This window comes from Bacillus cytotoxicus NVH 391-98, from assembly GCF_000017425.1.
Taxonomy (GTDB): Bacteria; Bacillota; Bacilli; order Bacillales; family Bacillaceae_G; genus Bacillus_A; species Bacillus_A cytotoxicus.
Window position 1 is genome coordinate 3,653,159 of the sequence record NC_009674.1, and the last position, 25,982, is coordinate 3,679,140.

Consider the following 25,982-nt stretch of genomic DNA (forward strand, 5'->3'; position numbering starts at 1 on the left):
TCATGTAACGAGAGATACTAGCTCTTCCTTTATTTTTTCGAACCGTTACATCGCTTCCACATTTTATAGAAGTTCAAACACTCCCGCAGCTCCCATTCCCCCGCCGATGCACATCGTTACGATACCGAATTGCTCATTGCGTCGTTTCATCTCATGAATAAGAGATAATGTTAATTTCGCTCCTGTACAACCGAGTGGATGTCCAAGTGCAATTGCACCGCCATTTACGTTTACTTTTTCCTCATCTAATCCAAGCTCACGAATGACTTGAATCGATTGAGAAGCAAAAGCTTCGTTTAGTTCAAATAAACCAATATCAGATAGCTCTAATCCCGCTAATTTTAAAGCTTTTGGAATCGCCGCAATTGGACCGATTCCCATTACTTCTGGCGGCACACCGGCTACTGCAAAAGAGCGGAATTTCGCCATTGGCTTCATGCCATCGCTCACTGCTTTTTCACGATCCATTAGTAGTACAGATGCTGCACCATCGCTCATTTGCGATGAATTACCAGCCGTTACGGAACCACGAACGTTGAAAGCCGGACGTAATTTCCCAAGTACCTCTAGCGTTGTATCTGCTCTTACTCCTTCATCTTGTGAAAACGTAATAGTTTCTTCTTCCAATTTGTTATTTTCGTTAACAATGCGCAACGTTACTTCTACAGGCACTGTTTCATCCGTAAATTTCCCTTCAGCTAATGCCTTTGCAGCACGTTGATGACTTCTAACTGCAAATGCATCTTGCTCCTCGCGAGAAATTCCGTATTTCATCGCAACTTGCTCTGCTGTATGTCCCATTCCCATATAATATTCTGGTGCTACTTCAACAAGTCGGCTATTAGGACGAACAACATGCCCCATCATCGGAACTAAACTCATCGATTCAGCTCCGCCAGATAATACCGCCTCAGAGTGTCCTAGCATAATGCGCTCTGCACCGTAAGCGATACTTTGCAAGCCTGAAGAGCAGTAGCGGTTAATTGTAATAGCTGGAACATCATAAGAAAGGCCTGCTAATCCACCGATATTCCGTGCCATATTTAAGCCTTGTTCAGCTTCTGGCATCGCACATCCAAAAATTAAATCATCAATCGGTCCTTCATAATTCGCACGTTTTAACGTTTCTTTTACGACTAACGCTCCTAAATCATCTGGACGAACTGTTTTTAATGAACCTTTTTTTGCTTTTCCAACCGGAGTTCTTGCTCCTGCAACAATGACAGCTTCTCTCATGAACGATATCTCCCCTCGTTATTAGTTACGTAATGGCTTTCCTTTTACAAGCATGTGCTGCATTCTTGCTTGTGATTTCATCTCACTTATTAAACTCATAAACGCTTCACGCTCTATATCTAATAAATATTGCTCATCAACTTCTGTTCCATAAGGTACCTTTCCACCCGCAATGACGTATGCAAGCTTTTTCGCAATATGGAGATCGTATTCTGAAATATAACCAGATAAATGCATTGCCTCTGCACCTAGTACAAGCGTTGCATATCCTGTTTCACCAACAACGGGAACCTTTTTACGAATTGGCGGTTTATACCCCGCTTCATATAGTGCAAGAGCTTTTTGTTTTGCATCATATAATAAGTGATCGCCATTCACACTAATGCCGTCTTTATCCCCTAAGAAATTATGAGAAATTGCTTCTTGTCCAGATGTCGAAACTTTCGCCATTGCTATTGTTTCAAACACTTTATTTGCAACCTTTTGCAAATCAAACTCTACGCCTTTTGCCATTTTATTTAAATGTTTTATATATAACTCTTTATTGCCGCCTCCACCAGGGATAAGACCTACACCAACTTCCACTAATCCCATATATGTTTCACTAGAAGCTTGAATACTAGCTGTCGGCAAGCAAACTTCTGTACCGCCGCCAAGCGTCATGCCGTATGGAGCTGCGACTACCGGCTTAGAACAGTATTTAATTTTCATCATCGCATCTTGGAAGCTTTTTACAACCCACTCAATTTCAAAGTAGTTATCATCTTGTGCTTCCATTAAAATCATCGCTAAATTTGCACCAACGCAGAAGTTTTTCGACTGGTTTCCAATCACAAGCCCTTTATAATTTTTCTCTACTTCATCAACAGCGTAGTTAATCATTTGCGTAATATCCATACCGATTGCATTGCTCTTTGAATGGAACTCTAGGCAAAGAATACCGTCACCTAAATCAATTAAACTCGCTCCGCTATTTTTCTTAATAACACCATGTTTCTCTTTTAATTGTTTCAGAGAAATTGCTTTTTTATTTCGCTCAATTCGCTTGTATTCTCCATTATCGTAATAATAACTTTCACCGCTATCATGCTTATAGAAAGTAGCAAAACCATTCTGTAGCATTTCTTTCACCCATGCTGGAACGACCTTACCGTTTTCCTCCATCTTTTGAACAGATTTTTCTACTCCTATTGCATCCCAAATTTCAAATGGACCTTGCTCCCAACCGAAGCCCCATTTCATCGCTTGGTCAATTGCTACAATATCATCAGCGATTTCCTTATAAAGTTTCGCAGAATATAAAAGAGTTGGTGTGATAATATTCCATAATAACTCTCCTGCACGATCTTTTGCATATACAAGCGCTTTCAATTTATTTGCTAATCCTTTTTCTTGTTTGCTTAATTCTACAGATGCAGCTTTTAATTTTTTACGCTCTTCATATTCCATCGTTTTAGGATTTAATTCTAAAATCTCTTTTCCTTTCTTTAAGAAGAACCCTTGCCCCGTTTTGCTTCCAAGCCATTTTCTATCGAGCATTTCATGCATGAAAGTAGGCACCTTAAAGACATCTCTTTCTTCTTCCTGCACATTTTCATATACATTATTTGCAACATGAACAAACGTATCTAATCCGACAACATCTAATGTACGGAATGTTGCACTCTTTGGTCGCCCAATTAATGGTCCTGTTACAGAATCCACTTCACCAACGCTATATCCGCGTTCCATCATTTCACGAAGTGTTACAAGTAACCCGTACGTTCCGATGCGATTTCCGATAAAATTCGGTGTATCTTTTGCAATAACAACACCTTTTCCAAGAACATCTTCGCCAAATTGTTTCATGAAGTTCAACACTTGTGGGTCTGTATCGTTTGTCGGTATAATCTCTAGAAGTTTTAAATATCGTGGTGGGTTAAAGAAGTGCGTTCCTAAGAAGTGTTTTTTGAAGTCGTCTGAACGACCTTCTGCCATTTTTTCAACGGAAATGCCGGATGTATTCGAACTTACAATCGTACCAAGTTTACGAACTGCATCTACTTTTTCAAATAGTTGTTTTTTTATATCTAAATTTTCAACAACAACTTCAATAATCCAGTCTACTTCAGCAAGGCGTTCAAGATCATCCTCTAAATTCCCTGTTGTAATCAGTGCCAAGTTATCCTTCACAGCAAGAGGAGCTGGTTTTTGTTTCACTAATTTTTGCAGCGCTCCATTACTAAATCGATTTCTTACACTTTTATGCTCTAGTGTAAGTCCCTTTGCTTCCTCTTCTTTTGTCAGTGCCCGTGGCACAATATCAAGCAATAATGTTGGTATACCGATATTGGCTAAATGTGCCGCAATCCCTGAGCCCATTACGCCAGAACCGAGAACAGCAGCCTTTTTAATTTGGAACATCCATTTCTCCCCCTATTCTTGAATGAATGCTCATTCAATTTTTCGACATACGTCGCAATCAATGAGTGAGCCTCTACTAATAAATATATGATACCGCTTGAATTTTCGCAATATATTTAATGATAAAATTTTCTGAAATAAATATTTTTCTTTTATTCGGTTATTCTACAAATGCATAGTTTCTGTAATAGAATATGACAAAACAGGAGGAATATATATGGCAAAGTTAAAGAAAGATCCTTCAAAAGCTGGCGTAAGCGCAGCAAGCGTAACAGGAAATGCTGGTCCTACTGATCGCGGTATTGAAAAGGGACGCCAAGGTAACAATCAGCAATATAAAAAACATAACATGGGTGAAAAATAACGCTATATTTTTGGGCAGAAAACGTGGCATAATGAATATTGGCTACTTTTTCTGCCCAATTTATTTGTAACAAAAGAGGGAAAAATAATGAAACGAACAATAATCATGATTGTAATGATTTCCACACTATTTATCGGCATGATTTTCTTTTCTTATGCACAGAGACAAAAAAATATAAGAGCTGATCAACCTCCTATTACAGGAAAGTACGGCATTACAATCGACGCAGACACTGGTGAAATTCTATATGGAAAACGAGAAGATGAACGTTCTTATCCCGCTAGTATCGCAAAAATAATGACAACTATTCTGTTATTAGAGAATGTAAAAAAAGATGAAGAGATTACAATTACAGAAAATGCAATTAAAACGGAAAGTCAAAGTAAGAAGATTAAGCTTCACGCTGGTGAAAAGTTAAAACGCGATGAAGCATTAAAACTTATGCTTATCATTAGTGCAGATCCTGTTTCTGAATCTATTGCTGAACATATTGCAGGGTCAAAAGAAGAGTTCGTTAAAATGATGAATACAAGAGCGAAAGAACTCGGAACAAAGCATGCAACTTTTAAAAATGCAAGCGGTGCTGATGCACTTGGTAATAAAGTATCACCTTACGATATTGCCATCCTTACAAAAGAAGCATTGAAATATCCAATTGTTTTAAAATATATGAATACAACGCGTACAACACTACATACTTCAGAACGTACTGTGAAACTAGCGAACTATGGCCGAGAAGAATTGTATGATGATCCATATGCAATTGGAAGTAAAAGTGGCTTGTCTGCTTTAGGGAAATATACGGTCGTAACTGTTGATGAAAAAGAGGGAAAACGTGTTATTACCGTTGTTCTTTCTTCTACTCGTCATGAACTATATCCCGACACAAAAAAGATGGCGCATTATGCACTGAAACAATTAAAATAACCCAGGAGATTTTTTCTCCCTGGGTTATTTTTTCATAATTCCTTTTAAAACGAACGCAACATTTGCTGGGCGCTCTGCGAGACGGCGCATAAAGTAACCATACCAGTCATTTCCATACGGTACATAAACGCGCATTTTGTATCCTTCTTTCACAAGCTCCAGTTGACGTTCTGTTCGAATTCCATATAGCATTTGAAATTCAAATTGATCACGTGAAATATTATGTTCTTTCACAAGGTTCTTTGTATATTCAATAATTGCGTCATCATGCGAAGCAATTGCAGTATAATTTCCATTTAATAAGTGCATTTTAATAATTTTTTTATAGTTTTCGTCTACATCTTTCTTTTCTGGGAATGCAACTTCTGGTGATTCCTTATAAGCCCCTTTTACAAGACGTAAGTTCGGACTATATGCATTTAAGTCTTCAATGTCTTTTTCTGTACGATATAAATATGCTTGAATTACAGTACCGATATTATCATACTCAGATTTTAATCGCTTAAAGATTTCAATTGTTTTCCCGCAACGCGAATAGTCTTCCATATCAATCGTAACAAATACACCATTTTCTTTTGCTGCCTCTAAAATCCGACGCATATTGTTCATTACGAGATCATCCGAGATATCTAATCCCATGGAAGTCATTTTTAAAGAAAGCTGGGAATCAAGCTTTTCACGCCCAATTGCGCGAATTGCTTCAATGGATTGATTTGCCATTTCATTCGCTTCTGCCTCATTATCAACGAATTCACCTAAATAGTCGATTGTTACGCAAAGCCCTTGTTTGTTTAACTTTTTAATAGTAGCTGCTGCTAAATCGATTGTCTCTCCCGCGACAAAGCGACCTGCTCCAAAGCGTAAGCCATACTTTTTAGCAAGTTTTGTTAGCGCTTTATTTTTTGATAAGAAAAGAAACGAATTTCGCATTAATTGTTCCATGTAATTCACCCCTATGACTGTACTTTGTCTGTTTTTTACCCCTCTTCTAAATTATATCATTGTTTGAAATTATTTGATACAAATAATTATTTAGATAATTACTATAATACTATAAAATCATTAAAAACCCTATATTTTCGCTTTTAAATATCCACCAAAATTTTTCGACATTTAAAAAAAACTAGGAAAATAGGTAGATTGACAGGAGTTTATTGCGTTGAAAAATACGAATATCATATAGGTTATCCGTTATCGTTACATAACAATTTCACCTGCATTTTCTCCTCCACCCCAAAACCTTTATAAAGTGAAACTTTAATCAGTGTGTCGAGGTCTCCATCCCCACTGATTATGAGCCCTCACCAATCAGGCTGCCCTAAAATAGCGGGATAAAAGATGGGTCAAGGGAAGTTGTTTGTGAATAAGTCCAAAATATAGGATTTTACTCAAATACTGCAAAAAAAATGGCTCCGATACAATATCGAAACCACCTTTTAGATGCTTACTTATTTTCAATCATTTTATTAAACTGTCCATTTTAGAATGTACAGTTCAAAAGGCCTATATATGTATTACGATTGCTTCTTTCAAAACATTTACAGCTTAAAGCTTTCTTCAACTTCTTTTTTCACAATTTTTGAAACTCTAATGCTGTTTCATTCATCAAACCAAAAAGCTATATACTAGAAATATCTTTATGATTCAAAAAGATAGTATACTCCATAGAAATATGACCCTGTGGAAAATAATAGCATACATAATCCTATATTTTATTCGTTTCAGAGTCCATCTGTTTTCTTACATAAATCATGAATGAATATTTTCCCAATCAACAGAACCTATCGGAAATAGTACTCAATCTGAAGTTTGTTCCCTCTTAAAATAGCTTTTTTACAAAAAAATAAATGATAGATAGTAGGAAACAGGTGCCTATTGTGCCAAAAGCTGCAATTGAAATTTTACCTGCTAATGTTTCATTCGGATCTAATACATTGGGTAAAACTGTACCCAAAATTGCAATACAAGCTAATATAACCATAATATATTTTAAATTTTTGGCTTTCTTATTCATACCATTTATCCCCTTTATTCCTTAATAGTACATGCTACTTTTCTCTCAGCTCCTAATCCATCCCCCTCTAATATCCTCTATTTCAGTTTGAACGACTGTAAAACTATCATTAGGTCCATAAGTTGATTCCCTATTTTCTTTATCTTTTATATCAAATTTATCATAAATATGAGAACTTACAAATAATTCCAATCCAAATGTAAGAAGTCATTTAAATATTTAGATATAGTTATTTCCCAACACTCTGTAATAACAACCACCCTATGAGTTTTTATTACTTTTGACTATGATGTTCTTCATTTACCTTCTTAATATCAGCAATTCATGTTACCATCTCTTCTTTTGCCTCTGGATACGTTTCATTCCAATCTTCACTAAATCCGGCATGGTTTTAGCAATGTATGAGTACAGTGCCCATTTTTTCACTTGTTCTTTTCTTTCTTCGTCCTACTCTTTCCTATATAGAAAAAAGTAGCGAAATCCGCTACTTTTTTCTATAATTTTGATTGAACAGAGTTTAATTTCTTCTCCATCGTACTTTCTTTATCACGACGGTCGTCAATACGAATTGTTGTTGCAACACGCTGTGCACCTTTCGTATATGGCACTTCATGCATTTGTTGAATGACTTCTAAAATGACAGGAAGATCTCCTTCAATTACTGTATTCATTGGTGTCAATTGATACTTCACGCGATCTGCATGTTTCGCTAATACTTTCTGTACTTCTGCTACGTATTCACTTACACTTGGATTTCCTGTGCCAACTGGAATGATGGATACATCAACAATTGCCATGATCATTTTCCTCCTAATAAAATATATATTTACATTTTTTTATTGTACCGAAATATATATTTGTTTACTAATCTTTCGCTTATTCTTCTACTTTAAACTGTGCTACTAATTTTTCTAGGCCTTTCATTTCCTCGCCTAGCATTCGCATCGTATCGGATACTTTCTCTAAGTGAGCCACTTGCGATTCAGTAGATGCATTTACCTCCTCAGAAACTGCGGCACTTTCTTGACTTGTCCCTGCAATTGTTTGCATCACTTCTGTAATTTCTTCTTGCTCATCTCCTATATTTTTTACCTCCCTAACGATTTTTTCAACCGAAGTAATAATCGTATCTACTACAGACATAATGATACGAAACTCTGTTTCTGCTTCTTCTGTAACCTTATTTTGTATATCTGCAATGTCTTTCAATTTACTTACAACGTCTACAACACGCGCAACTTCTAACTGTACATCTCTTATCATCATAGCGATTTCCTCTGTTGCTCCTTTTGATTGTTCCGCTAACTTTCTCACCTCTTCTGCGACTACTGCAAATCCTTTTCCTTGTTCGCCTGCTCTCGCCGCTTCAATCGATGCATTTAAAGCAAGTAAATTTGTTTGATCCGAAATTTCTTTAATGATTTCTACTACATTTTGAATAGATTGTACTCTCTGCTCTAGTTTACAGGAGGCTTCTTCTGTACCATCTACAATAGATGATGATTGTCCTCTTGTGTGAACTAAATGATGCATCGTATCAAGACCTTGTTTAGATGCTTGTTCTGCCTTATTTGTTACTTCCTTAATCGCTTCTACTGATTCAATCATTTGTTCCACTGAATCAGTCATATTTCCAAGTTGAGTGGAAACTTCCTCTACACCATTTGCAAGCGTTGATGCCCCGCCCGTTACATCTTCCATCGCCCCGGAAACCTCTTTACTTGCAGCAACAGTTTCATTCGTTAAATAATGAAGATGACGGGTAGATTGTTGAACGGTCTGTATATTATGTTTAATGCTACTTACCATTTCATTCATCTGGTCAACCATATGATTAAAATGAGTGGTAAGCGTTCCTACCTCATCTTTACTCATCACTTCCATTTTCAATGTTAAATCACCTTCAGCTACTCGTTGAACATGCTTTGTTAATAACTGCAAAGGTCTTGCTAATTTTCTTGCAAATAAAAAAGATACAGTAATCGCAACCAATAAACTCATACATGTCATCCCAATTACTGTATTACGTGTTTCAGATAATACACGATCAATTGTTTCTTTAGGATAGACGATTCCTATTTTCCATTTCATCTTATCAAATAATTGGCTATAGGCTACTATCTCATTTCCTTCTAATTTAGATTCAGCAAATTTCGTTGTATCTTTTTTCAAACTTTGGATAAGCGGCTCTTTTGAAACATCTTTCCCTACTTTTTCTGGATATACAAGCGCAATGTTTTTATCGTTAATGATGAACATTTCCCCAGCATAATTATATTGAATATTATGTAGTAGTTTTTGAATCGTTCCTAGCGATATATCCATCGCTACAACCCCTAATACAGAACCATCCTCACCAACAATCGCTTTTGAAACACCAATACTTAATTTACCTGTTGTAGCCTCATATAAGGGCTGCCCCCAATGAACTGATTTCGTATCTGCCTCAGCATTTTTGTACCACGGTCTAGAAGTTGGATCATATCCCTCTGGTAATGCTCCTCCCCCAGCGAGATTTGCACTTAGCGTTCTCTTATCTTTCGTCCCAATATATAAATCTAAAATATCTGGATGATTCTTTTTGAAGTGTAAAAATTCTTTTAAAATAGCATCCTCATTTTCTGGAGTTAGACCACTTTGCAATGCTTCTTGTACTAAGCTATTTGTTCCATAATGCCCTATATCTTCTTCAATCCCTTGTATAAATGTATGAAGTTGCTCAGTGACAAGATCCATTGTATTTTGAGAATATTGATTGAGTGTATCTTGCGCTCCCTCCTGCTGCAATTGATATACAGTTGTCCCTAAAATTGCAAACAGCAGCGTAATAAGCACTGAAAACACGACTGAAATTTTCAAACGTAAACTTCTCCACATTCCTTTGAAACATCCCCTTCTCGATGAAATTTAATTATGTCAATCGATATATTAAGTATAATAGATAATAAAAAAAGCTCAATCTATATAATTTCAAAAATTTATACTTATTTGTATATATTTCACTATACTCTCTAGAAGAGATCCTTCATGAGTACTTGTCTAAATACAAATCGTTCTTTATTCTTAATATAGAATCTAATTTGTTCGGGAGGCATTATGTTACAAAAATTTGGTTTCTCACAATATGAAAGTCAAGCTTATGAAGTCTTAGTCTCAAGCAATGAACCATTAGATGCAACAACAATTGTCAAACATTCCGGTGTTCCAAAAGCAAAGATATATGAAATATTAGCTCGCCTAATCGATAAAGGAATGGTAATGGATTCCGTTTCAGAAAAGAGAAAGCTATATACAGCATTGCCACTCAAGCTCGCGATTGAAAAATTAACAGCAGAATTCCAAACGAATATTAAAGAGCTTGAAACAAATATTTCCAAAAAATCATTTACAGATGACCGTGTTTGGAGCTTAAAAATGCGCTCTTCTATTCAAGCACAAAGTAAACAGATGATGAAAGATGCTAAAAAATCTATCCGTATTTCTGCTTGGAATGATACATTCTTAGAATATCTTCCATTACTGGAGCAGAAGGCGAAACAAGGTGTTGATATTGAAGGCCTTATAGTAGGAAAATCTGAAACAGAACTAAAGAACATTCATTTTCTCATCCCAACAGACGAGCCAAATGCATTAGAGCGTTATTTACTCCTTATCATTGATGATTATGAAATTTTATTTGCTGGTGTTGAACAAGAATCTTGGCAAGCAATGAAAACAATGTCTCAGCCATTTGTAAAATTTTTTACTGAATTTTTCTATCATGATGTGGCACTTGCTAAAATTACCCAAAAGCATCATGAACTCTTTAGGAATGATGAGGAAATTCGAAGCATTTTAATGAAATTGAGGTATTAAATATATAAAAGGAATGCTTGTATACATAATAAAGCATTCCTTTTTTCGTAATAAGAAGGTGAAAATATCCTGATCCATATCTTTTTAAGTAATAGATAATACGTTTTATCTATCGAGAAATAGCACAGGATGCCTTTGCTATTTCTCATCCTGCCTCTTTATTTCATTTAATAACTCAATAATCCTTTCATTTTGCTCAACTTGCTTCTCCGAATTATGATAAAGAAAACGAATCCATCTAAATACAAATATAGTGATAAACAACGGTACTGCCATGAATAAAAAACCAATCATTGAATCATTCATATTTTATCACCTCAATAATTAACCTCTTCTATAACACCGTAGTAAAACCTCTATTTCTTCCAAAATTAAAAGGAATCTAATCACACGATAGATTCCTTTTTAGCCACATGAGTAGATTGTTCTCTCGTAATTGAGAAGATCGCACATAGCAATGCTAAGATGATAAATCCACCGCCGACCCAAGCATTATACATAACAGATGACTTTTCAATAACAATGCCACCTACTGTTGAACCGAGCGCAATCGCTAAAATATATACTCGAAAATTCAACTTTCTCCCCCCTCCGTAAAGTTACTACAATAATAGCAACCAAAAGAGCAAGCAAGAGGAGATTCCTTATCTTCTAGGAGGAAATGTTTCACAAATAAAGAAGCAAGCGATTCCTTCACCTGCTTCTTTAAGGTTATCTTTCTTTTTTCTTATTTAAATACCAATATACAGGAAGTCCTGTCACAACGATTCCAATTGATAAAAAACAACTTATAGGATCATTCATAATCGCACTGCCAATTACAAATAATGACCCGAAAATGGCAACAATCGGTACAATTGGAAATAACGGTACAGTATAAGCACGTTCTTTTCCTTCATTACGTTTTCGTAAAATAAACACTCCAACAAATGTCATTACATAAAAAATATAAATAGTAAATACGGAAATCTCCGATAATTTGTTTGGATCACTTATAATCATTAAAATAATCCCTAAAATAATTTCAAACGTAATTGCATTAACTGGTGTGTTAAACTTTTCATTTTCTTTCGCGATAAATTTCGAAAACGGAAGCTGTCCACGCTCAGCCATGGACATTGGAATACGAGGGAATGTTAAAATCTTTCCGTTCAAACATCCAAAAATGGAGACAATAATACCGATACTAATAATTTTCCCGCCATATTCTCCTAACAACATCTCAGCAGCTGTTGCAGTCGCATTCTCACCAAGATTTACAATTTGCATAGCTGGCAATACTTTTAATAAAGCTAAATTAATTAATACATAAGCAAATGTTACAATTAATATCCCTAATGTCATCGCCTTTGGTAATAACTTTGTTGGATTCTTCATTTCACCGCCAATAGAAGCAAGCAAGATCCAACCATCATAAGCAAATAAAGTTGCTAAAATCGCCATACCAATACTTTGATTTTCCGATAATGGCACAACTACATTAAAAATATCACTATTCCCTTTCCAAAAACCTAACAAAACAATTAATACGACGGGAATCAGTTTCCCAACTGTTGTAATTGTTTGAACAATGCCTCCATACTTTGTTCCAACACTATTTACAGCGCCAAGGAATACAACTGTACCAATTGCAATTGGTAAATTCCACGATGTATCTAAATAAAAGAAGTTAATAAGTAAAGAACTAAAGTACAAACCTAACGTTCCAATGATAGCTGGTCCATATATAACTGTTTGCATCCATCCCGATAAATACCCTAAGAAACTCCCATAAATTTCTTCTAAATATGTATATAATCCACCATTTTTCGGAATTTGCGCTCCAATTTCAGCTACTGTTAAACCACTAGCTAATGTTAATAAGCCTCCAATGATCCAAGCAGCAATCGCCATATTAGAACTACCAGAATAATCTAATACACTCCCTGGCTTCATAAATACACCAGAACCAATAATTGTTCCGACAACGATGGATAATGCCACCGTTAATCCAATTTTGTTCTTCTCATCATGATGCATATTATGTATCCTCCTTCCAATTCTAGTGTGATGCAAAATGAAATAAAAAACACTCCTCCCTCAAAAAGGGACGAGTGTTTTATTCGTGGTTCCACCCTTGTTTGATTAGCAAAGCGCTACACTTTACCAATTTCTCAAGTTTCCATAACGATTTTCATCGGCAAGCAATTACTCACGGATTCACTGCTGCAGCTCAGAGGTGGTAATTCATTCTTTCGTATTAGGAAGCTTACAGCCTAAGGCTTCCCTCTCTGAGAATCGTAAAAAATAAATCATATCCTCATCATCACTTCTTGATGTCGAATTTTGTAGTTACTGTTCATTATATTAGATTTTTCAAAAAAATCAATAATATCGCTGATATAATATATAAAAATATCTCTTCTTATAGTATAACAAAAGCTATCCTATTTTTCGAATCTCCGTATTACTACACAGTAAATATCTTGATTATAGAGTATCTTAACTATCTTTATCCGACCTAGAGATTCAGCAATATAATATAAAAACGCCGCTCTCAATCAGAGCAGCGTTTTTCTCTAGCCATTTTGTAGTTGTCCTTGTTCATGTTCCATGAATTTTCTTAATATAATTGTTTGCATCATTGTGAAGGTATTCCCAGTAACCCAATACAACACAAGTCCTGATGGTGCAGCAAATCCCATAAATAAAATCATTGCCGGCATCATAAACTGCTGAATTTTGAGCATTTGAACTTGATCTTTAGACGTCTGCATCACCTTCATTTGAAGAAATGTCGTGAATGCTGCAAGCATCGGTAATATATAGTACGGATCTGCATGTCCTAAATTGACCCATAAAAACGAAGAGGTACGAATCTCTTCTGTGCGGCTAATTGCATAATATAGTGCCGAAAAAATTGGCATTTGTATAAGGATTGGCAAGCAGCCAGCTAGTGGATTCCAACCACCTGACTTCATGAGTTTTGACATTTCTTTTTGATACTCTTTTTGTTTTTCAATATCTTTGCTTACATCGCCATATTTGTCCTTCAACCTTTGAAGCTCAGGTTGCATTTGCTTCATTTTCATTTGACTGCGATATTGCGAAATAGCTAATGGGATCATTGCAGAGCGAACTAAAAGCGTAATAAGAATAATCGCAACCCCAAAACTCCCGCCAGCTATATGATCATGGGCAAATTGAAGCAAAAATGAGATGGGATAAACAAAGTAGTGATCCCAAATTCCAGTACTATTTGCATCAATAGGACTTGCATGACTGCAACCAGATAAAACAAAAACAAGTAACAATGATAAATAAATGAGCACAGCTCGGTATGATTTTAACATGTTCATTCCTCCAATGTTTCGTAATGAATTAGCGAAACATTGGTGTATACGGACCAGCTTCATCACTCTCATCGCTTGATTCTTGTCTACGAACAGAATGAACCATTCCGTATTTATAAAAAATAGAAAAAAGCAGCCAATGATCTATACTCTCCTCACATGTATCAACAAATGTAAAAGCTTTTTGTCTACTACTCGATGCTTGTTGACGTACAAAATGAGAAATATTAGTAAGGAAAAAAACTTCTAATAAACATAATGCTGTCGTTACAACAGATATATATAAAGCAATATCTTGCAATAAAAAGTCCATCGCTTCACATCCTTAGTAATCTCATTTTAGCATACCTCACCAATATCCTCTATTTTCTTATAATTTTAAAGCAATTTCTGTATATTTCCTCGCAGAAACTGTCCAAACCATCGTCGTATCCGCTTCCTTTAGTATATTCACACATGTAATTGAATAAGTTATTTTTTAGAAATTTATAAAATTTTTGCATTATACTAAAACGGTTGCCAGTTTCTGAAAAAAGCTTTATTCTCTTCTTGTAATCAAAAATGAATATGGAGATGAAACATACTATGGGTCAATTAGGAGACGCCGATTACGTTCCCGATACCGCCTTTTTATCCTTCCCAGCGGCTAAAACGTTTCACTTAGAATTTATCATACAATTGATTGTTATTTTTGTAGCTTCTATCTTGTATGCAATTTCGATGAATATGTTTTTTATCCCGCACAATATGATTAGTGGTGGATTCGCTGGAGTAGGGATGATTATTGGTTATTTAATGCACTACAATATTGGTGCACTTATCTTTCTACTCAATGTTCCACTTCTTATTTTAAGTCATTTTTACTTAGGTAAGAAAACAACCTTTTTAACAGCTTATTTCGTAGCAATATCGTCAATCGCTATGAACATTATCCCAGTGCATCAAGTATCAGAAGATATTTTGCTTTCTTCTGTATTTGGCGGAGTCCTCTGCGGAGCTGCAACGGGAATTATTTTCCGATTCGCTTCTTCAACAGGAGGATTTGATATTGTCGGGTTGATTGTAGCAAAATATAAAGATATCTCAATTGGAGCTATCATTTTCGTATTCAACCTTGTTCTACTTGTTGTTGCTGGCTTTATTTTCGGTTGGGATATTACCTTGTATACGTTAATTAGCCGTTTTGTTGTCAGCAAAGTAATTGATGCTGTGCATACGAAACATATCAAATTAACAATTATGACAATTACAGAAAAAGGCGAAGAAATCAAAAGCGCACTACTACATCATGGCATCCGTGGTGTAACAATGGTAGACGCTGTCGGCGGCTATACCAACCATAAGAAAAAAATTATTTACACTGTCGTAACTCGCTATGAGTTAGGAGAAATCAAACGCATTATTCGTCACGTAGACAATCATGCATTTATGAATATTACTGAAACTGTCGAAATCGTTGGCCGTTTCAAGCGCATATAAGAAAACGCAAGGAATTCACTTTCCTTGCGTTTTTATTTTGTCTTCACTTATTATAAAATCAGATAATTCTATCATTATAAACAAAAATATGTTATAATACAGTGAACAAGATTTACAAAAAGAATGTATAGACTTGGGAGTTTCTCTTACTTTTATAAGCAAAACGAAACGAGAAGTCGGGTATATTTTAAATGCAAATTTGCACATCTATCTTATCGAATCATCTTAGTTATTCTTCATTATTCTTTTTAGAAAAGAACTTCTTTCCATTATACCTACCTTGTTGACTTCCAAATCATCTTAGTACATAAGGAGATGAATATATGAATCAATATATAAGATATACAATAGCTGTTTTGTTTGCGATGATTGGCGCTGCCATTTGCTTTTGGACAAACGTTCAGCTTGGGGAACATATCATTTTTAATGGAATAGAATCGCTTGTAAGCGCTTCAATATTAGGCGGATATATTTACTTCCTCTTCAATCCAGAAGAAAACGCCCAAAAAACAATGCTACTAACAATGATCGGAATTGTAGGGGGCTGTATCTCCTACTCCATGACAAACTATGCACTACCACTTCAATTAAGCTCTGCTTTCTTCCATGGTCTTTGGACTTGGTTTATCGCATTTTGCTTAGCAGATGTGTTTAACCTATTACAAGACCCTGAAGGAATCGAAAGCAATTCTTAAGCTGGAAGAATCCTCTTCCAGCTTTTTATTTTTTCTCCCTCAAAAAATATATCGGCGATTCTTCACCATTTATCGGCGCTTCGACATAGAATATCGATTTACCAACAAATTACGACAAGCGGGCAACTAACCGTCTGCTCGCATAAAGATCTCCTAATGATAAAACAATCGATGGTGCATCATCACCTCGTTCAATTAAGCTGATTGTCTGCCGCGATGAGCCAATTGTTTTCCCGAAATTCTCTTACTCGATTTTGAAGCTTCATACCCAAACCTCTTTTTCAATTATTTAGTTAAAATTGGAAATCCTCCCCTTTCTTTTATCGATGATTGACAAGACTCTCTATATAATTAAGTGAGAACGATAAAGTGCAACTTTAATTAGTAAAGGCTTCCTTCATCCCATATTGATTATGAGCTCCCACCTATCTTCCTTTCTTTCCTAAAATAGCGGAATAAAATAAAAAAGCAATGCTCCCACAAAAGCATTGCTTTTTCTAATTTCCAACATGGAATGGTCCTCACATTAATTTGCATTTTGAACAAATACACGTTTCAATTGCTTACGGAAACGAATACATAAGGTAATTGCCACAATCAAAGCAATTCCAAAAATGATTTTCCCGCTATGCTGTCCCAGTGCACCAAAGATGTCATGTAAATTTCCACCTAACCAATAGCCACCAAGCAAAAAGAACAACACCCAGAATAAAGCACCTGCATAAATTGTAATTGCAAAGCGACGGAATGGTAGATTAATAATTCCTCCAAAATATCCGGTAAAGTGACGGACACCTGGGATAAAGAAGCCAATAAAGATTAAGAAATATCCATACTTATCAAACCACATTCTTGTTAAATCAATTTTTCTTTGTGTTAAAAAGACATACTTTCCATACTTTTGTACAAAAGGCATCCCAAGCTTATTTCCTAAAAAGTATTGAATCGTCATTCCAATACTTGTCCCAATAAATGACAAAATAATTAATACAAATAAGTTTAAATCTCCTGTATGTGCTAAATATCCTGCATAGGCTAATGTCGGCTCTCCCGGAAATGGTAGAGCGATATACTCTAACAGTAATCCAACAAGTACAACATAGTAGCCATATTGCTGAAATAACTCATGAATCCATTCCATGTTATCTCTCCTTTTCTAATCCTATCAACATGAATCACGTACCCATTGTTACTATTATTGTATAAAAAAATTGTCGAAATAACTATCATAACAGCTTACATTTTTGTAAGATACACATCAACTTATTTTCACTGATCCCATTCTATATGTTTCTAAATCACATATACGCTAACCTAAATTACATCCATTTGTTCTATATAAAAAACGAATTCAAAAAAATACATACTTTTATAAACTCTTTATTTGCAAACCTTTATCCATTTTTATATAAATACCCTTTCTGTTTTTTTAAAAAAACGTTCTATATAAAAAACCATATTAAACTCATCTCAACTTCATATTAGCTTCATATACATATTGTAAAATTATATCGGAATTTGTTGAAAAGTATAACTAGTGAATGTGCCATATATTAAATTGAATAAATATAAATGATTCCCCAAAAAAAGAGAAAAGGAGAATAAAAATGGAAGCGTATAACATGCACAATTTTATCAATACAGAAATTGAATCTCAGCCGCATGAAACAACTTTCAATCTACACATATGCGAAGCAAATGAATTTGATGCGAATTTAACAAAATCTACAACGTTATCCTTTATTGTTACAAAAAGAAATATCAAAATTATTACTAGAAAGTGGATCAATTCTCGGCAAGAAAGTATGATTGGTAAAAGTTATATTATTCCAACTCAAGCATTTCACTATCTGCTACCTATTATTTGTGAAAATGAAGAAGAAATGATTATTCAAGTACAAAGCTTTGGCACAAGCGGTGAACTTCTACTTAACGAAAGATTACTAATCAATAAAAATAACCGCAAGAATAGTACGAAAATCACTTCCTTTTTTGAAGCTTTAAATGAGAATATTATTCAAACTTTACGTACTTTCCAAATTCAATGTATGTAGTACAGTCATAAATAATTTATTCGTACTTATTATTTTAAATGATAAAATGAGCAAGAGGAGTATAATGATGAAAAAGTTATTATTAGTTATGTTATTTATATGGATTTGGGTATATCCTCTCAAAACTACCGAAGTAAAAGCAGCTTCACCATCTCAGCAACTAATTGTTAACACAAATACACATAAGATGGCATTCTATCAAAATGGAGTATTAATAAGAAACTTTACTGTCGCTACTGGAAAATCTACCACACCTACTCCAACAGGATCTTTTATTATTGTTAACAAAATTAAAAATCGCCCTTACTATACTGGCCATATTAAAGGTGGCGATCCACGTAATCCGCTCGGTGATCGTTGGCTCGGATTAAATATGGCAGGCACATGGGGAACAACATATGCGATTCATGGAACAAATAATAATCAAGCTATCGGTAAATCTACAACGCTTGGTTGCATTCGTATGTATAATAACGATATACATTGGTTATTTGAACAAATTCATGAAAAAGCCACTGTCATTGTAAAAAACTAGTTTAATACCGAAACAAGAGAAAACTCTTGTATTAGCCAAGAACTTATCTTGGCTTCTTTTATTTCCTTTATTTCTTTGTTTACAGTAGCAAAGCAGTTGTCTTTACATATATAATAAAAATAACTTTAATAAAAAGGCTATTAACATTTATAAAAATAAATATTAAAATTATACAGTTGTAATGTTTCATAAATTTCATATTACATACTATAATAGAATTATCGTGAATAAATTTTTTATCCCCATATATTACATACTTTTACTTTATTGTAATAGCGGGGGCTTATTATGTATATGAGCAATAGAAATTGATTATAATGCTTCATCAATCAGCTTTTTACAGGTAGTTCATCTCTCACCTAATTTCTTGCTTTCACTAAGCCTTAAAGTGTGAGTCTTACTGCCCGTTAATGCAGGATAAATGTTGAATTTGAATATTTTAGTAAAAAGCGTTATTTAGGAGGTGTTACGATGACGCATATACTAGTGATTGAAGATAATCCAGATATACAAGAACTGATACGAGAATTTTTGACTGCACAAAATTATAAAGTTGATGTTGCAGGTACAGGAACAGAAGGCATTCTTCTATTCCAAAAGAATTTATACGATCTTGTCCTGTTAGATGTAATGTTGCCAGATATAGATGGATATAGTATTTGTAAAATTATCCGTGGTCAGTCAGATGTACCGATTATTATGCTAACAGGTCTACAAAATGAAGAAAACGAAATTAAAGGTTTTGAGCTCGGGGTCGATGATTACATTACAAAGCCTTTTCATTATGCTATTTTTATCAAACGAGTTGAAGCAGTATTGCGAAGAGCAGCTTCAACAGAGGTTGAAAATGCAAATATACTACAATTCCATGAACTAATGCTAAATTCCACTGCATATGCTGCATATGTAAATGGTGATCAAGTGGAACTTACAACAAAAGAGTTTGAAATTATATATACGTTATTACAAAACCGTGGGAAAGTATTATCAAGAAGTGATTTATTAAATAAAGTATGGGGCTATGAACATTACGGTGATGTGAGAGTAATTGATACACATATTAAAAATTTAAGGAAAAAATTATGCATTCCTTATATTAAAACGGTGAAAGGCATTGGCTACAAAATCGACTCTTAAAAAAGGAAACATCACCAGAAATATTTTTATTAAAACCATGTTATTTTGTATCCTTTTATCACTATGCCTTTATCAAGTTATTTATTTTTTATTATCAAACTATGATAAAGAGCATCACGGGCATTCTATTCATTCAAAAGAATTACAGACAACGCAGGACGCGGTTGCAAATACAAAGGCTGCTCAAAATAAAAGTGAACAAAATAAAGCATTTTCCGGAAGTCTATCAAACCTTCCACCTTCTAGTATAGATATTCAATTGCTCTATACTGCACTCAATCATGTCTTACATCATGATCAAGAGGCAAAAGAAAATGCGCAAAGCCCTTCTCATGTAAATAGTAAAAATGAATCACCTTTACATTCTGAACAACAAGCTAGCCAAACTGTTAACTCAGATGTAACAAAACAAGAAGACAAATCAAAAAGCCTTGCAGAGATATTCAAGCAGCTCGCTCCACATATCGCGCTAACAATGTTGACTGTCTCACTCCTTGGCTCTTTCATTTATACAACATTAATAGCGAAACCATTTCACTATATGAGCGAAACATTGCGAGAAATTATGAATCTCGATTTCTCCGATAAACCATCTACAAATATACAAAAAGAGAATTATGGTTTAGAAACTTTAGCTGTTGGAGCACAACAAATTGTTAAAAGATTACATGAAACGAATAAAGATTTAAGAAACGAACTGAAAAGAGAACAAGAACTGGAGAGATCGCGTAAAGAATTTATGTCCATGCTGTCTCATGAATTAAAAACACCAATTACAGCTGTTATGGGGCAATTAGATGGTATGATTCACGGAATCGGCGCTTATAAAGATCGCGATAAATATTTAAAGCGTTCCTATGAGATGATGCAGGATATTAACAATTTAACGGAAGAAATGTCGGAATTATCCAAAATACAAAATCCTCAGTTCAAACCGAATCTACAAGTCATTTGCCTATCTAACATACTTGAAGATATTATGAAGAAGGTAGATTATTTTGTAAATGTAAAGCAATTAAATGTTCAATCTAATATCAAACCAGACGTACAAATTTTAGCTGACCATAAATTTATTCAAACAGCCATTTTTAATATTGTTTCAAATGCGATTAACTATACAATCGACCATCAACATGTATATATAAAACTTTATGAAAAGCCAAATGCTTATGCTTTGGAAGTATTAAATACAGGTACACAAATTGAAGAGGAAAAATTAGCTCATCTATTTGAGCCGTTTTATCGAGCCAATCCTAGCAAACACGGCCTAGTACATGGAAGCGGTTTGGGCTTGTATATTGTAAAACAAATATTAGATAAGCACCAATTCCCTTACGGCATTCAAAATACGCCTCAAGGTGTAAAATGTTCGATTGTGTTTCCAAAAGCTTTGTAGCATTCATAGACTCTACGATTGCTTCGGAACATAATAGAAAGAGAATTCCCTATTCAAACTCAATATGTCTTTATGAGCGGCGGAATTTTGCAGAGCTTTTACTCTGTTTCGTTTGCCCGTTGTCCTAACTTGGACAACGGGCGCTTTTATTTAGAAAGAAGGTTTTGTATTGAAGTTATGTCTCCACTTCAGTGGCTTGGCATCATTTTTATATGGATTGGTATTTTCACACCGCAGTTTCTTAAAACACGTCCATTCAATCAAAGTATGTAGAAAAGAAATTGAGAAACCTTGTTACTATATAATGCAAAAAAGGATCCCTTCACGGATAGGATCCTTTTTTGCATGCTTAACGCATATAAGTTGAGGTTGGAGATTACCATAATTCTGTAGAATAGGACACAAGGTATTTCAACATTTTATCTCTGACTTTACGTAGTCAAAAGGGGTATGACCAACATAACGAAGAGTAATGTTTTAGTTGATATTGATAACGATTATCAATATCAACTAATTAGAAGTATACATGATGTGTTCTAGAAATACAATAGTTTTTTATTTATATTTTTTACTATGGAAATGTAAACATTTTACGAACATTCCCATAAATTAGGGATTGAATTCCTATAATCTGCTATACTTGTACTAGAATATGAAGCACTTTTTCGCTTAAAGTGTTTCAGTTCTTTTTCATAAACATCTATTAATTATAATAATCAATTTTAAAGGTGGAGAGATTATGAAACAGATCGGAATTCGTAAAAAGCTTCTCTTTATGTTTTTAGGTATATGTTCCTTATTTAGTATTGCACTCATTATTATTCTTTCCTATGCAATAAGTGAGACGCACAAGGCTGAAACCTTAAAATCTGAAGTATCGAAACGAGCTACTATTTTAAAAGAGAGAGGAGATTGGTTTCAAGCACAAGTTGCTGGCTTACAGGAATATTTACTATCTCATGATCAAAAAGGGTTAGATAAATTTAATCGAGAAGGCAAAAAATTAGCAGATACACGTAAAGAAGTGACAAGTGATAAAAAGCTGTCAGAAGGGATGAAAGAAGCTATTTTAATGGGGGGAAAATGGCGCAGTGTGATTGATAATGAAGTTCTTCCACTTGCACGTGAAGGAAAGTGGGAGGAAGCTTCCAAAATTGCAATAGAACAAACGGATTACGTCAATGATCTATTGGATCGCTTTACAAAATATGCAAATGAAGAAAAAGAAAAACAAAATCAATTAATTGAGGATATTCATACTTCATCCGAATTCATCCAATATATTATTTTCTTCTCGCTTATTGCATGTACGATTATTTCTATCTTATTAGCTTGGTGGTTCTCCGGCCATCTTGTTAAACCGATCCAAAAAATTGATTCTAAATTAAAAGAATTAGCTTCTAAAGATGGTGATTTAACAGCAAGATTAGACGTAAATAGTAGAGATGAAATTGGCAACATCGCTCATTCTTTCAACCAAATGCTCGCAAATTTACAACATATTATTCAACAGGTACAACAAACATCTACGAATGTAAAGGAAGCATCGTTAAGCATGTATTCCAGCACAATTGCTTCTATGGATGCGACATCACAAATTCAAGATACAATGGTATCTCTTGATGATAGTATTCGTTCACAAGTTTCTAGTATAGAAGAAAGCTCCACTGCTATGGACGACATGTCAAAAAGCGTACAGCGCATTGCGGAATCTGCTTCTTCTGTCGCAGAATTAGCAATGACAACAGCTGAAAAAGCAGACGATGGTGGCAAAGTTATTGAAAAATCAATTTCACAAATGAATACAATACATGAAGCAGTCAACGCCACATCACAAGTTGTGGAACGCCTAATTACACATACAAAACATATTGATACAGCTGTACAATCCATTTCTAATATTGCGGAACAAACAAACTTATTAGCTTTAAATGCTTCCATTGAAGCTGCTCGGGCTGGGGAACAAGGAAAAGGATTTGCGGTTGTTGCAGATGAAGTTCGCAAACTGGCTGAACAATCTAAAACAGCAGCGACTGATATTAACCATTTATTACGTCAAATTCAAAATGATACACAAGCTGCCAATGATATGATGACACAAGGGCAATCAGAAGCATCTCAAGGAATTACGGTCATTCGTACTGCTGGTTCTTCTTTTACAGCAATTGTAAACCATATAAATGAAGTTTCTACACAAATGCAAGAAATGTCTGCTACTGCTGAAGAAATGGCTGCAAGTGCTGAAGAAATGAATGCATCCTTAAATAATATCGCCTCCATTTCAAATGAGGTGGCAGCTGATACAACCCAAACATCCAATTCAGCTGGTGAACAAGTTCATGTAATGAAAGAAGTCGCTACAAAATCATCAGAGATGAAAGCTACTGTAGAGGAGCTAGAAGCACTTGTTGCGCATTTTAAAACAACTTCATAATAGATTGTAAGAGAGACTTTTCATTTGTCTCTCTTTTTTATTATTTATCATGGATTTACATATATCTCGAAAAGAAATATCTTATGCTTTCCTCTTTGAATGACTGTCTGCTATAATTCCTAATGGAAAGAACGTTTTATTCCAACAAGATATAGGATAAAGTGAAACTTTAATCAGTGGGGGCTTCATCCCCATCGATTATGAGCCTTCACCAATCGGGCTGTTACGGGCAGTAAGGCTCCCACCTATCTTCCTTGCTTCTTTCTGAATCTTGAGGTGGGAGTCTTACTACCATAAAATAGCGGGATAAAGCTTTTCACATTATTATATCTAAAAATCTTAATAGAATGATTAAAAGGAGGTTTTTCGTATGAGTTTTATTAGTATTCGCAAAAAATTGATATTCATGATGATAGCAACTTGTGCTTTATTCAGTATTGCATTAGCTCTTATTTTATTTTTTGCTACCGATCAATCCAAAAAAGCTGAGACATTACAAACAGATATCTCCCCTTTAGCAACAGAATTAAAGGAACATGGAGAGGCTTATCAAGTGCAACTTTCTGCTCTACGTGGTTATTTATTACAACATGATCAAGTGGAAATCGACAAATTTCATGAAATGAGTAAGCACATTGAAAGTACGAAGGACAAACTTCTTGCGGACTCTCATGCCAATGAACAGCTAAGAGATACAATGCAACTAGGGGCTAAATGGAGAGAATTTATTGACACAAAAGTCTTTCCACTTGCAAAAAAGGAAAAGTGGGAAGAAGCTATTCAACTTGCTGAAACAGAAAATGCGACCGTCTATAAAGTAATAGGGGATTTCACAAACTATAGCAATGAACAAGCAAAACTACGTGAACAGTCCATTCAAAAAATCGACCAATTCTCATCGTTCATTGTATATGTTGTATTGTTATCTCTTATTATCTGTAGTGTTGTTGCCATTATTCTTGCATGGTGGTTCTCTGATAAACTTGTTAAACCAATTCAACAAATTGATATAAAGTTAAAAGAATTAGCATCTCAAGAAGGGGACTTAACAGGTCGTTTACAAGTAAACAGTAATGATGAAGTTGGTGAAATTGCTACTTCCTTTAATAAATTGCTAGAAAATTTACAGCACATTATTCATCGAGTACAAAAAACATCTAAGGAAGTTCAAACAGCTTCTGAAAACATGCTCGAAAAAACGAATACATCAAGAGAAGCTACATTAAAAGTTCAGCGTACCATGTCTGAATTAGAAACAAGTATTCAATCTCAAACTTCTAGCATGGAAGAAAGTTCTACTGCTATGGATGACATGACCATGAATGTGCAGCGCATTGCGGGAGCTGCTTCTTCTGTTGCTGAGTTAGCTGTTACTACTTCAGATCATGCCAATAACGGTACTGCCGTTATTCAGAAATCGATTACACAAATGACAACAATTCATGAAGCAGTCAATGCTACATCACAAGTTGTCGAACGTCTAATCACTCACACAAAACATATCGATACAGCATTGCAATCTATTTCTAACATTGCGGAACAAACAAATTTACTTGCTCTCAATGCTTCTATCGAGGCTGCTCGGGCTGGGGAACAAGGAAAAGGATTTGCAGTTGTCGCAGATGAGGTCCGCAAACTTGCAGAACAATCTAAAACAGCTGCAACTGATATTAACACGCTATTGCATCAAATTCAAAATGATACAGAAACAGCAAGTTCTATGATGTCACGAGGACAAGCAGAATCTGCAGAAGGAATTCATGTAATTCGCAAAGCTGGAGATTCCTTTACAACAATTGTAGAACAAGTAAACCATGTTTCCACACAAATACAAGAAATCTCTGCAACAGCGGAAGAGATGGCAGCAAGTACCGAAGAAATGAACGCATCTCTTAACAACATTGCTTCTATCGCTAATGAAGTATCCGCAGAAGCGACTCAAACTGCAAAATCAGCGGAAAGAAAAGTAATTGTTATAAATGAAATGACTTCTACAGCAAGTCAAATGAAACGAACAGTAGAAGAATTAGATACTCTCGTATCGCGATTTAAAACAGAATAAAATTCCTTTTATCCAGGTACTCCTTTTAAAGGAGCCTGGATTTTTTACTTTTTCAAACC

The 25,982-nt window shown here is 34.9% G+C and carries 22 protein-coding genes, 3 pseudogenes and 1 other annotated feature; of the genes and pseudogenes, 11 read left to right on the plus strand and 14 right to left on the minus strand.

What is annotated here, in order from left to right; translation table 11 throughout:
* Positions 1–63: 63 nt before the first annotated feature.
* Together BCER98_RS18190 and BCER98_RS18195 are read right to left on the minus strand one after the other, a co-directional pair.
* Entirely contained in the window at positions 64–1,236 is a 1,173-nt protein-coding gene (locus tag BCER98_RS18190) for an acetyl-CoA C-acetyltransferase (RefSeq protein WP_012096047.1), read from the minus strand.
* A gap of 21 nt (positions 1,237–1,257) precedes the next feature.
* Positions 1,258–3,639: a 3-hydroxyacyl-CoA dehydrogenase/enoyl-CoA hydratase family protein gene (locus BCER98_RS18195; protein WP_012096048.1), complete on the minus strand. Its 2,382-nt coding sequence runs from the start codon at positions 3,637–3,639 to the stop codon at positions 1,258–1,260.
* 217 nt (positions 3,640–3,856) lie between these two features.
* On the opposite strand from BCER98_RS18195, the gene BCER98_RS21455 reads away from it, so the two are divergent.
* Complete coding sequence (locus BCER98_RS21455) at positions 3,857–4,003, plus strand: YuzL family protein (RefSeq protein WP_012096049.1); 147 nt, start codon at positions 3,857–3,859, stop codon at positions 4,001–4,003.
* A gap of 87 nt (positions 4,004–4,090) precedes the next feature.
* On the plus strand, positions 4,091–4,930 hold the full coding sequence (locus tag BCER98_RS18200; protein WP_012096050.1) for a D-alanyl-D-alanine carboxypeptidase family protein: 840 nt from the start codon (positions 4,091–4,093) through the stop codon (positions 4,928–4,930).
* A 24-nt stretch (positions 4,931–4,954) separates the two neighbouring features.
* Here the strand turns inward: BCER98_RS18200 and BCER98_RS18205 are convergent, their stop codons facing one another.
* From BCER98_RS18205 to BCER98_RS18220, 5 genes and pseudogenes are all read right to left on the minus strand, one after another.
* A complete protein-coding gene (locus BCER98_RS18205; protein ID WP_012096051.1) occupies positions 4,955–5,872 on the minus strand; it encodes a proline dehydrogenase family protein in 918 nt (305 codons plus the stop codon).
* An 877-nt stretch (positions 5,873–6,749) separates the two neighbouring features.
* Entirely contained in the window at positions 6,750–6,944 is a 195-nt protein-coding gene (locus tag BCER98_RS18210) for a hypothetical protein (RefSeq protein ID WP_012096052.1), read from the minus strand.
* A 322-nt stretch (positions 6,945–7,266) separates the two neighbouring features.
* Positions 7,267–7,388, minus strand: a pseudogene (locus tag BCER98_RS21465) (DUF2573 family protein); the annotation flags it as partial.
* A gap of 50 nt (positions 7,389–7,438) precedes the next feature.
* Positions 7,439–7,741, minus strand: a complete 303-nt coding sequence (locus BCER98_RS18215) for an MTH1187 family thiamine-binding protein (protein WP_012096054.1) — start codon at positions 7,739–7,741, stop codon at positions 7,439–7,441.
* Positions 7,742–7,820: 79 nt separating this feature from the next.
* Complete coding sequence (locus BCER98_RS18220; protein WP_012096055.1) at positions 7,821–9,821, minus strand: methyl-accepting chemotaxis protein; 2,001 nt, start codon at positions 9,819–9,821, stop codon at positions 7,821–7,823.
* Positions 9,822–10,040: 219 nt separating this feature from the next.
* Here BCER98_RS18220 and BCER98_RS18225 point away from each other — a divergent pair, with 219 nt between their 5' ends.
* Positions 10,041–10,799, plus strand: a complete 759-nt coding sequence (locus tag BCER98_RS18225; RefSeq protein WP_012096056.1) for a TrmB family transcriptional regulator — start codon at positions 10,041–10,043, stop codon at positions 10,797–10,799.
* A gap of 138 nt (positions 10,800–10,937) precedes the next feature.
* Here BCER98_RS18225 and BCER98_RS22705 read toward each other — a convergent pair whose 3' ends face one another.
* From BCER98_RS22705 to BCER98_RS18245, 5 genes and pseudogenes are all read right to left on the minus strand, one after another.
* Complete coding sequence (locus BCER98_RS22705) at positions 10,938–11,105, minus strand: hypothetical protein (RefSeq protein ID WP_012096057.1); 168 nt, start codon at positions 11,103–11,105, stop codon at positions 10,938–10,940.
* Positions 11,106–11,185: 80 nt separating this feature from the next.
* Positions 11,186–11,356: pseudogene (locus BCER98_RS18230) on the minus strand (MFS transporter); the annotation flags it as partial.
* Positions 11,357–11,510: 154 nt separating this feature from the next.
* A complete protein-coding gene (locus tag BCER98_RS18235; RefSeq protein WP_012096059.1) occupies positions 11,511–12,818 on the minus strand; it encodes an APC family permease in 1,308 nt (435 codons plus the stop codon).
* Positions 12,819–12,881: 63 nt separating this feature from the next.
* Positions 12,882–13,114: a binding site (T-box leader), on the minus strand.
* A 243-nt stretch (positions 13,115–13,357) separates the two neighbouring features.
* A complete protein-coding gene (locus tag BCER98_RS18240) occupies positions 13,358–14,131 on the minus strand; it encodes a membrane protein insertase YidC (RefSeq protein ID WP_012096060.1) in 774 nt (257 codons plus the stop codon).
* A gap of 28 nt (positions 14,132–14,159) precedes the next feature.
* Positions 14,160–14,444, minus strand: coding sequence for a hypothetical protein (locus BCER98_RS18245; protein WP_012096061.1), 285 nt, complete (start codon positions 14,442–14,444; stop codon positions 14,160–14,162).
* Between the two features lie 272 nt (positions 14,445–14,716).
* Here BCER98_RS18245 and BCER98_RS18250 point away from each other — a divergent pair, with 272 nt between their 5' ends.
* Together BCER98_RS18250 and BCER98_RS18255 are read left to right on the plus strand one after the other, a co-directional pair.
* Positions 14,717–15,610, plus strand: coding sequence for a YitT family protein (locus BCER98_RS18250; protein WP_012096062.1), 894 nt, complete (start codon positions 14,717–14,719; stop codon positions 15,608–15,610).
* 323 nt (positions 15,611–15,933) lie between these two features.
* Positions 15,934–16,305: a DUF3938 domain-containing protein gene (locus tag BCER98_RS18255; RefSeq protein WP_012096063.1), complete on the plus strand. Its 372-nt coding sequence runs from the start codon at positions 15,934–15,936 to the stop codon at positions 16,303–16,305.
* Between the two features lie 154 nt (positions 16,306–16,459).
* Here BCER98_RS18255 and BCER98_RS23285 read toward each other — a convergent pair.
* Both BCER98_RS23285 and BCER98_RS18260 read right to left on the minus strand, forming a co-directional pair.
* Positions 16,460–16,571, minus strand: a pseudogene (locus tag BCER98_RS23285) (helix-turn-helix transcriptional regulator); the annotation flags it as partial.
* Positions 16,572–16,831: 260 nt separating this feature from the next.
* Positions 16,832–17,446, minus strand: coding sequence for a DedA family protein (locus BCER98_RS18260; RefSeq protein ID WP_012096064.1), 615 nt, complete (start codon positions 17,444–17,446; stop codon positions 16,832–16,834).
* Positions 17,447–17,912: 466 nt separating this feature from the next.
* Between BCER98_RS18260 and BCER98_RS18265 the strand changes: the two genes are divergently transcribed.
* From BCER98_RS18265 to BCER98_RS18290, 6 genes are all read left to right on the plus strand, one after another.
* A complete protein-coding gene (locus BCER98_RS18265) occupies positions 17,913–18,359 on the plus strand; it encodes a DUF3978 family protein (protein WP_012096065.1) in 447 nt (148 codons plus the stop codon).
* Positions 18,360–18,426: 67 nt separating this feature from the next.
* The gene (locus BCER98_RS18270; RefSeq protein ID WP_041810602.1) at positions 18,427–18,894 is read left to right on the plus strand and encodes a L,D-transpeptidase; all 468 of its coding nucleotides are present in this window, start codon (positions 18,427–18,429) and stop codon (positions 18,892–18,894) included.
* A 471-nt stretch (positions 18,895–19,365) separates the two neighbouring features.
* Positions 19,366–20,031 carry a response regulator transcription factor gene (locus BCER98_RS18275; RefSeq protein ID WP_012096067.1) on the plus strand — a complete coding sequence of 222 codons (666 nt, stop codon included), beginning with the start codon at positions 19,366–19,368 and terminating at the stop codon, positions 20,029–20,031.
* Complete coding sequence (locus BCER98_RS18280; protein ID WP_012096068.1) at positions 20,009–21,427, plus strand: sensor histidine kinase; 1,419 nt, start codon at positions 20,009–20,011, stop codon at positions 21,425–21,427. Before BCER98_RS18275 ends, BCER98_RS18280 begins: the two co-directional genes overlap by 23 nt.
* A gap of 739 nt (positions 21,428–22,166) precedes the next feature.
* Positions 22,167–23,861, plus strand: coding sequence for a methyl-accepting chemotaxis protein (locus tag BCER98_RS18285; RefSeq protein WP_012096069.1), 1,695 nt, complete (start codon positions 22,167–22,169; stop codon positions 23,859–23,861).
* A gap of 370 nt (positions 23,862–24,231) precedes the next feature.
* Complete coding sequence (locus tag BCER98_RS18290) at positions 24,232–25,923, plus strand: methyl-accepting chemotaxis protein (protein ID WP_012096070.1); 1,692 nt, start codon at positions 24,232–24,234, stop codon at positions 25,921–25,923.
* The last annotated feature ends 59 nt before the right edge of the window (positions 25,924–25,982 follow it).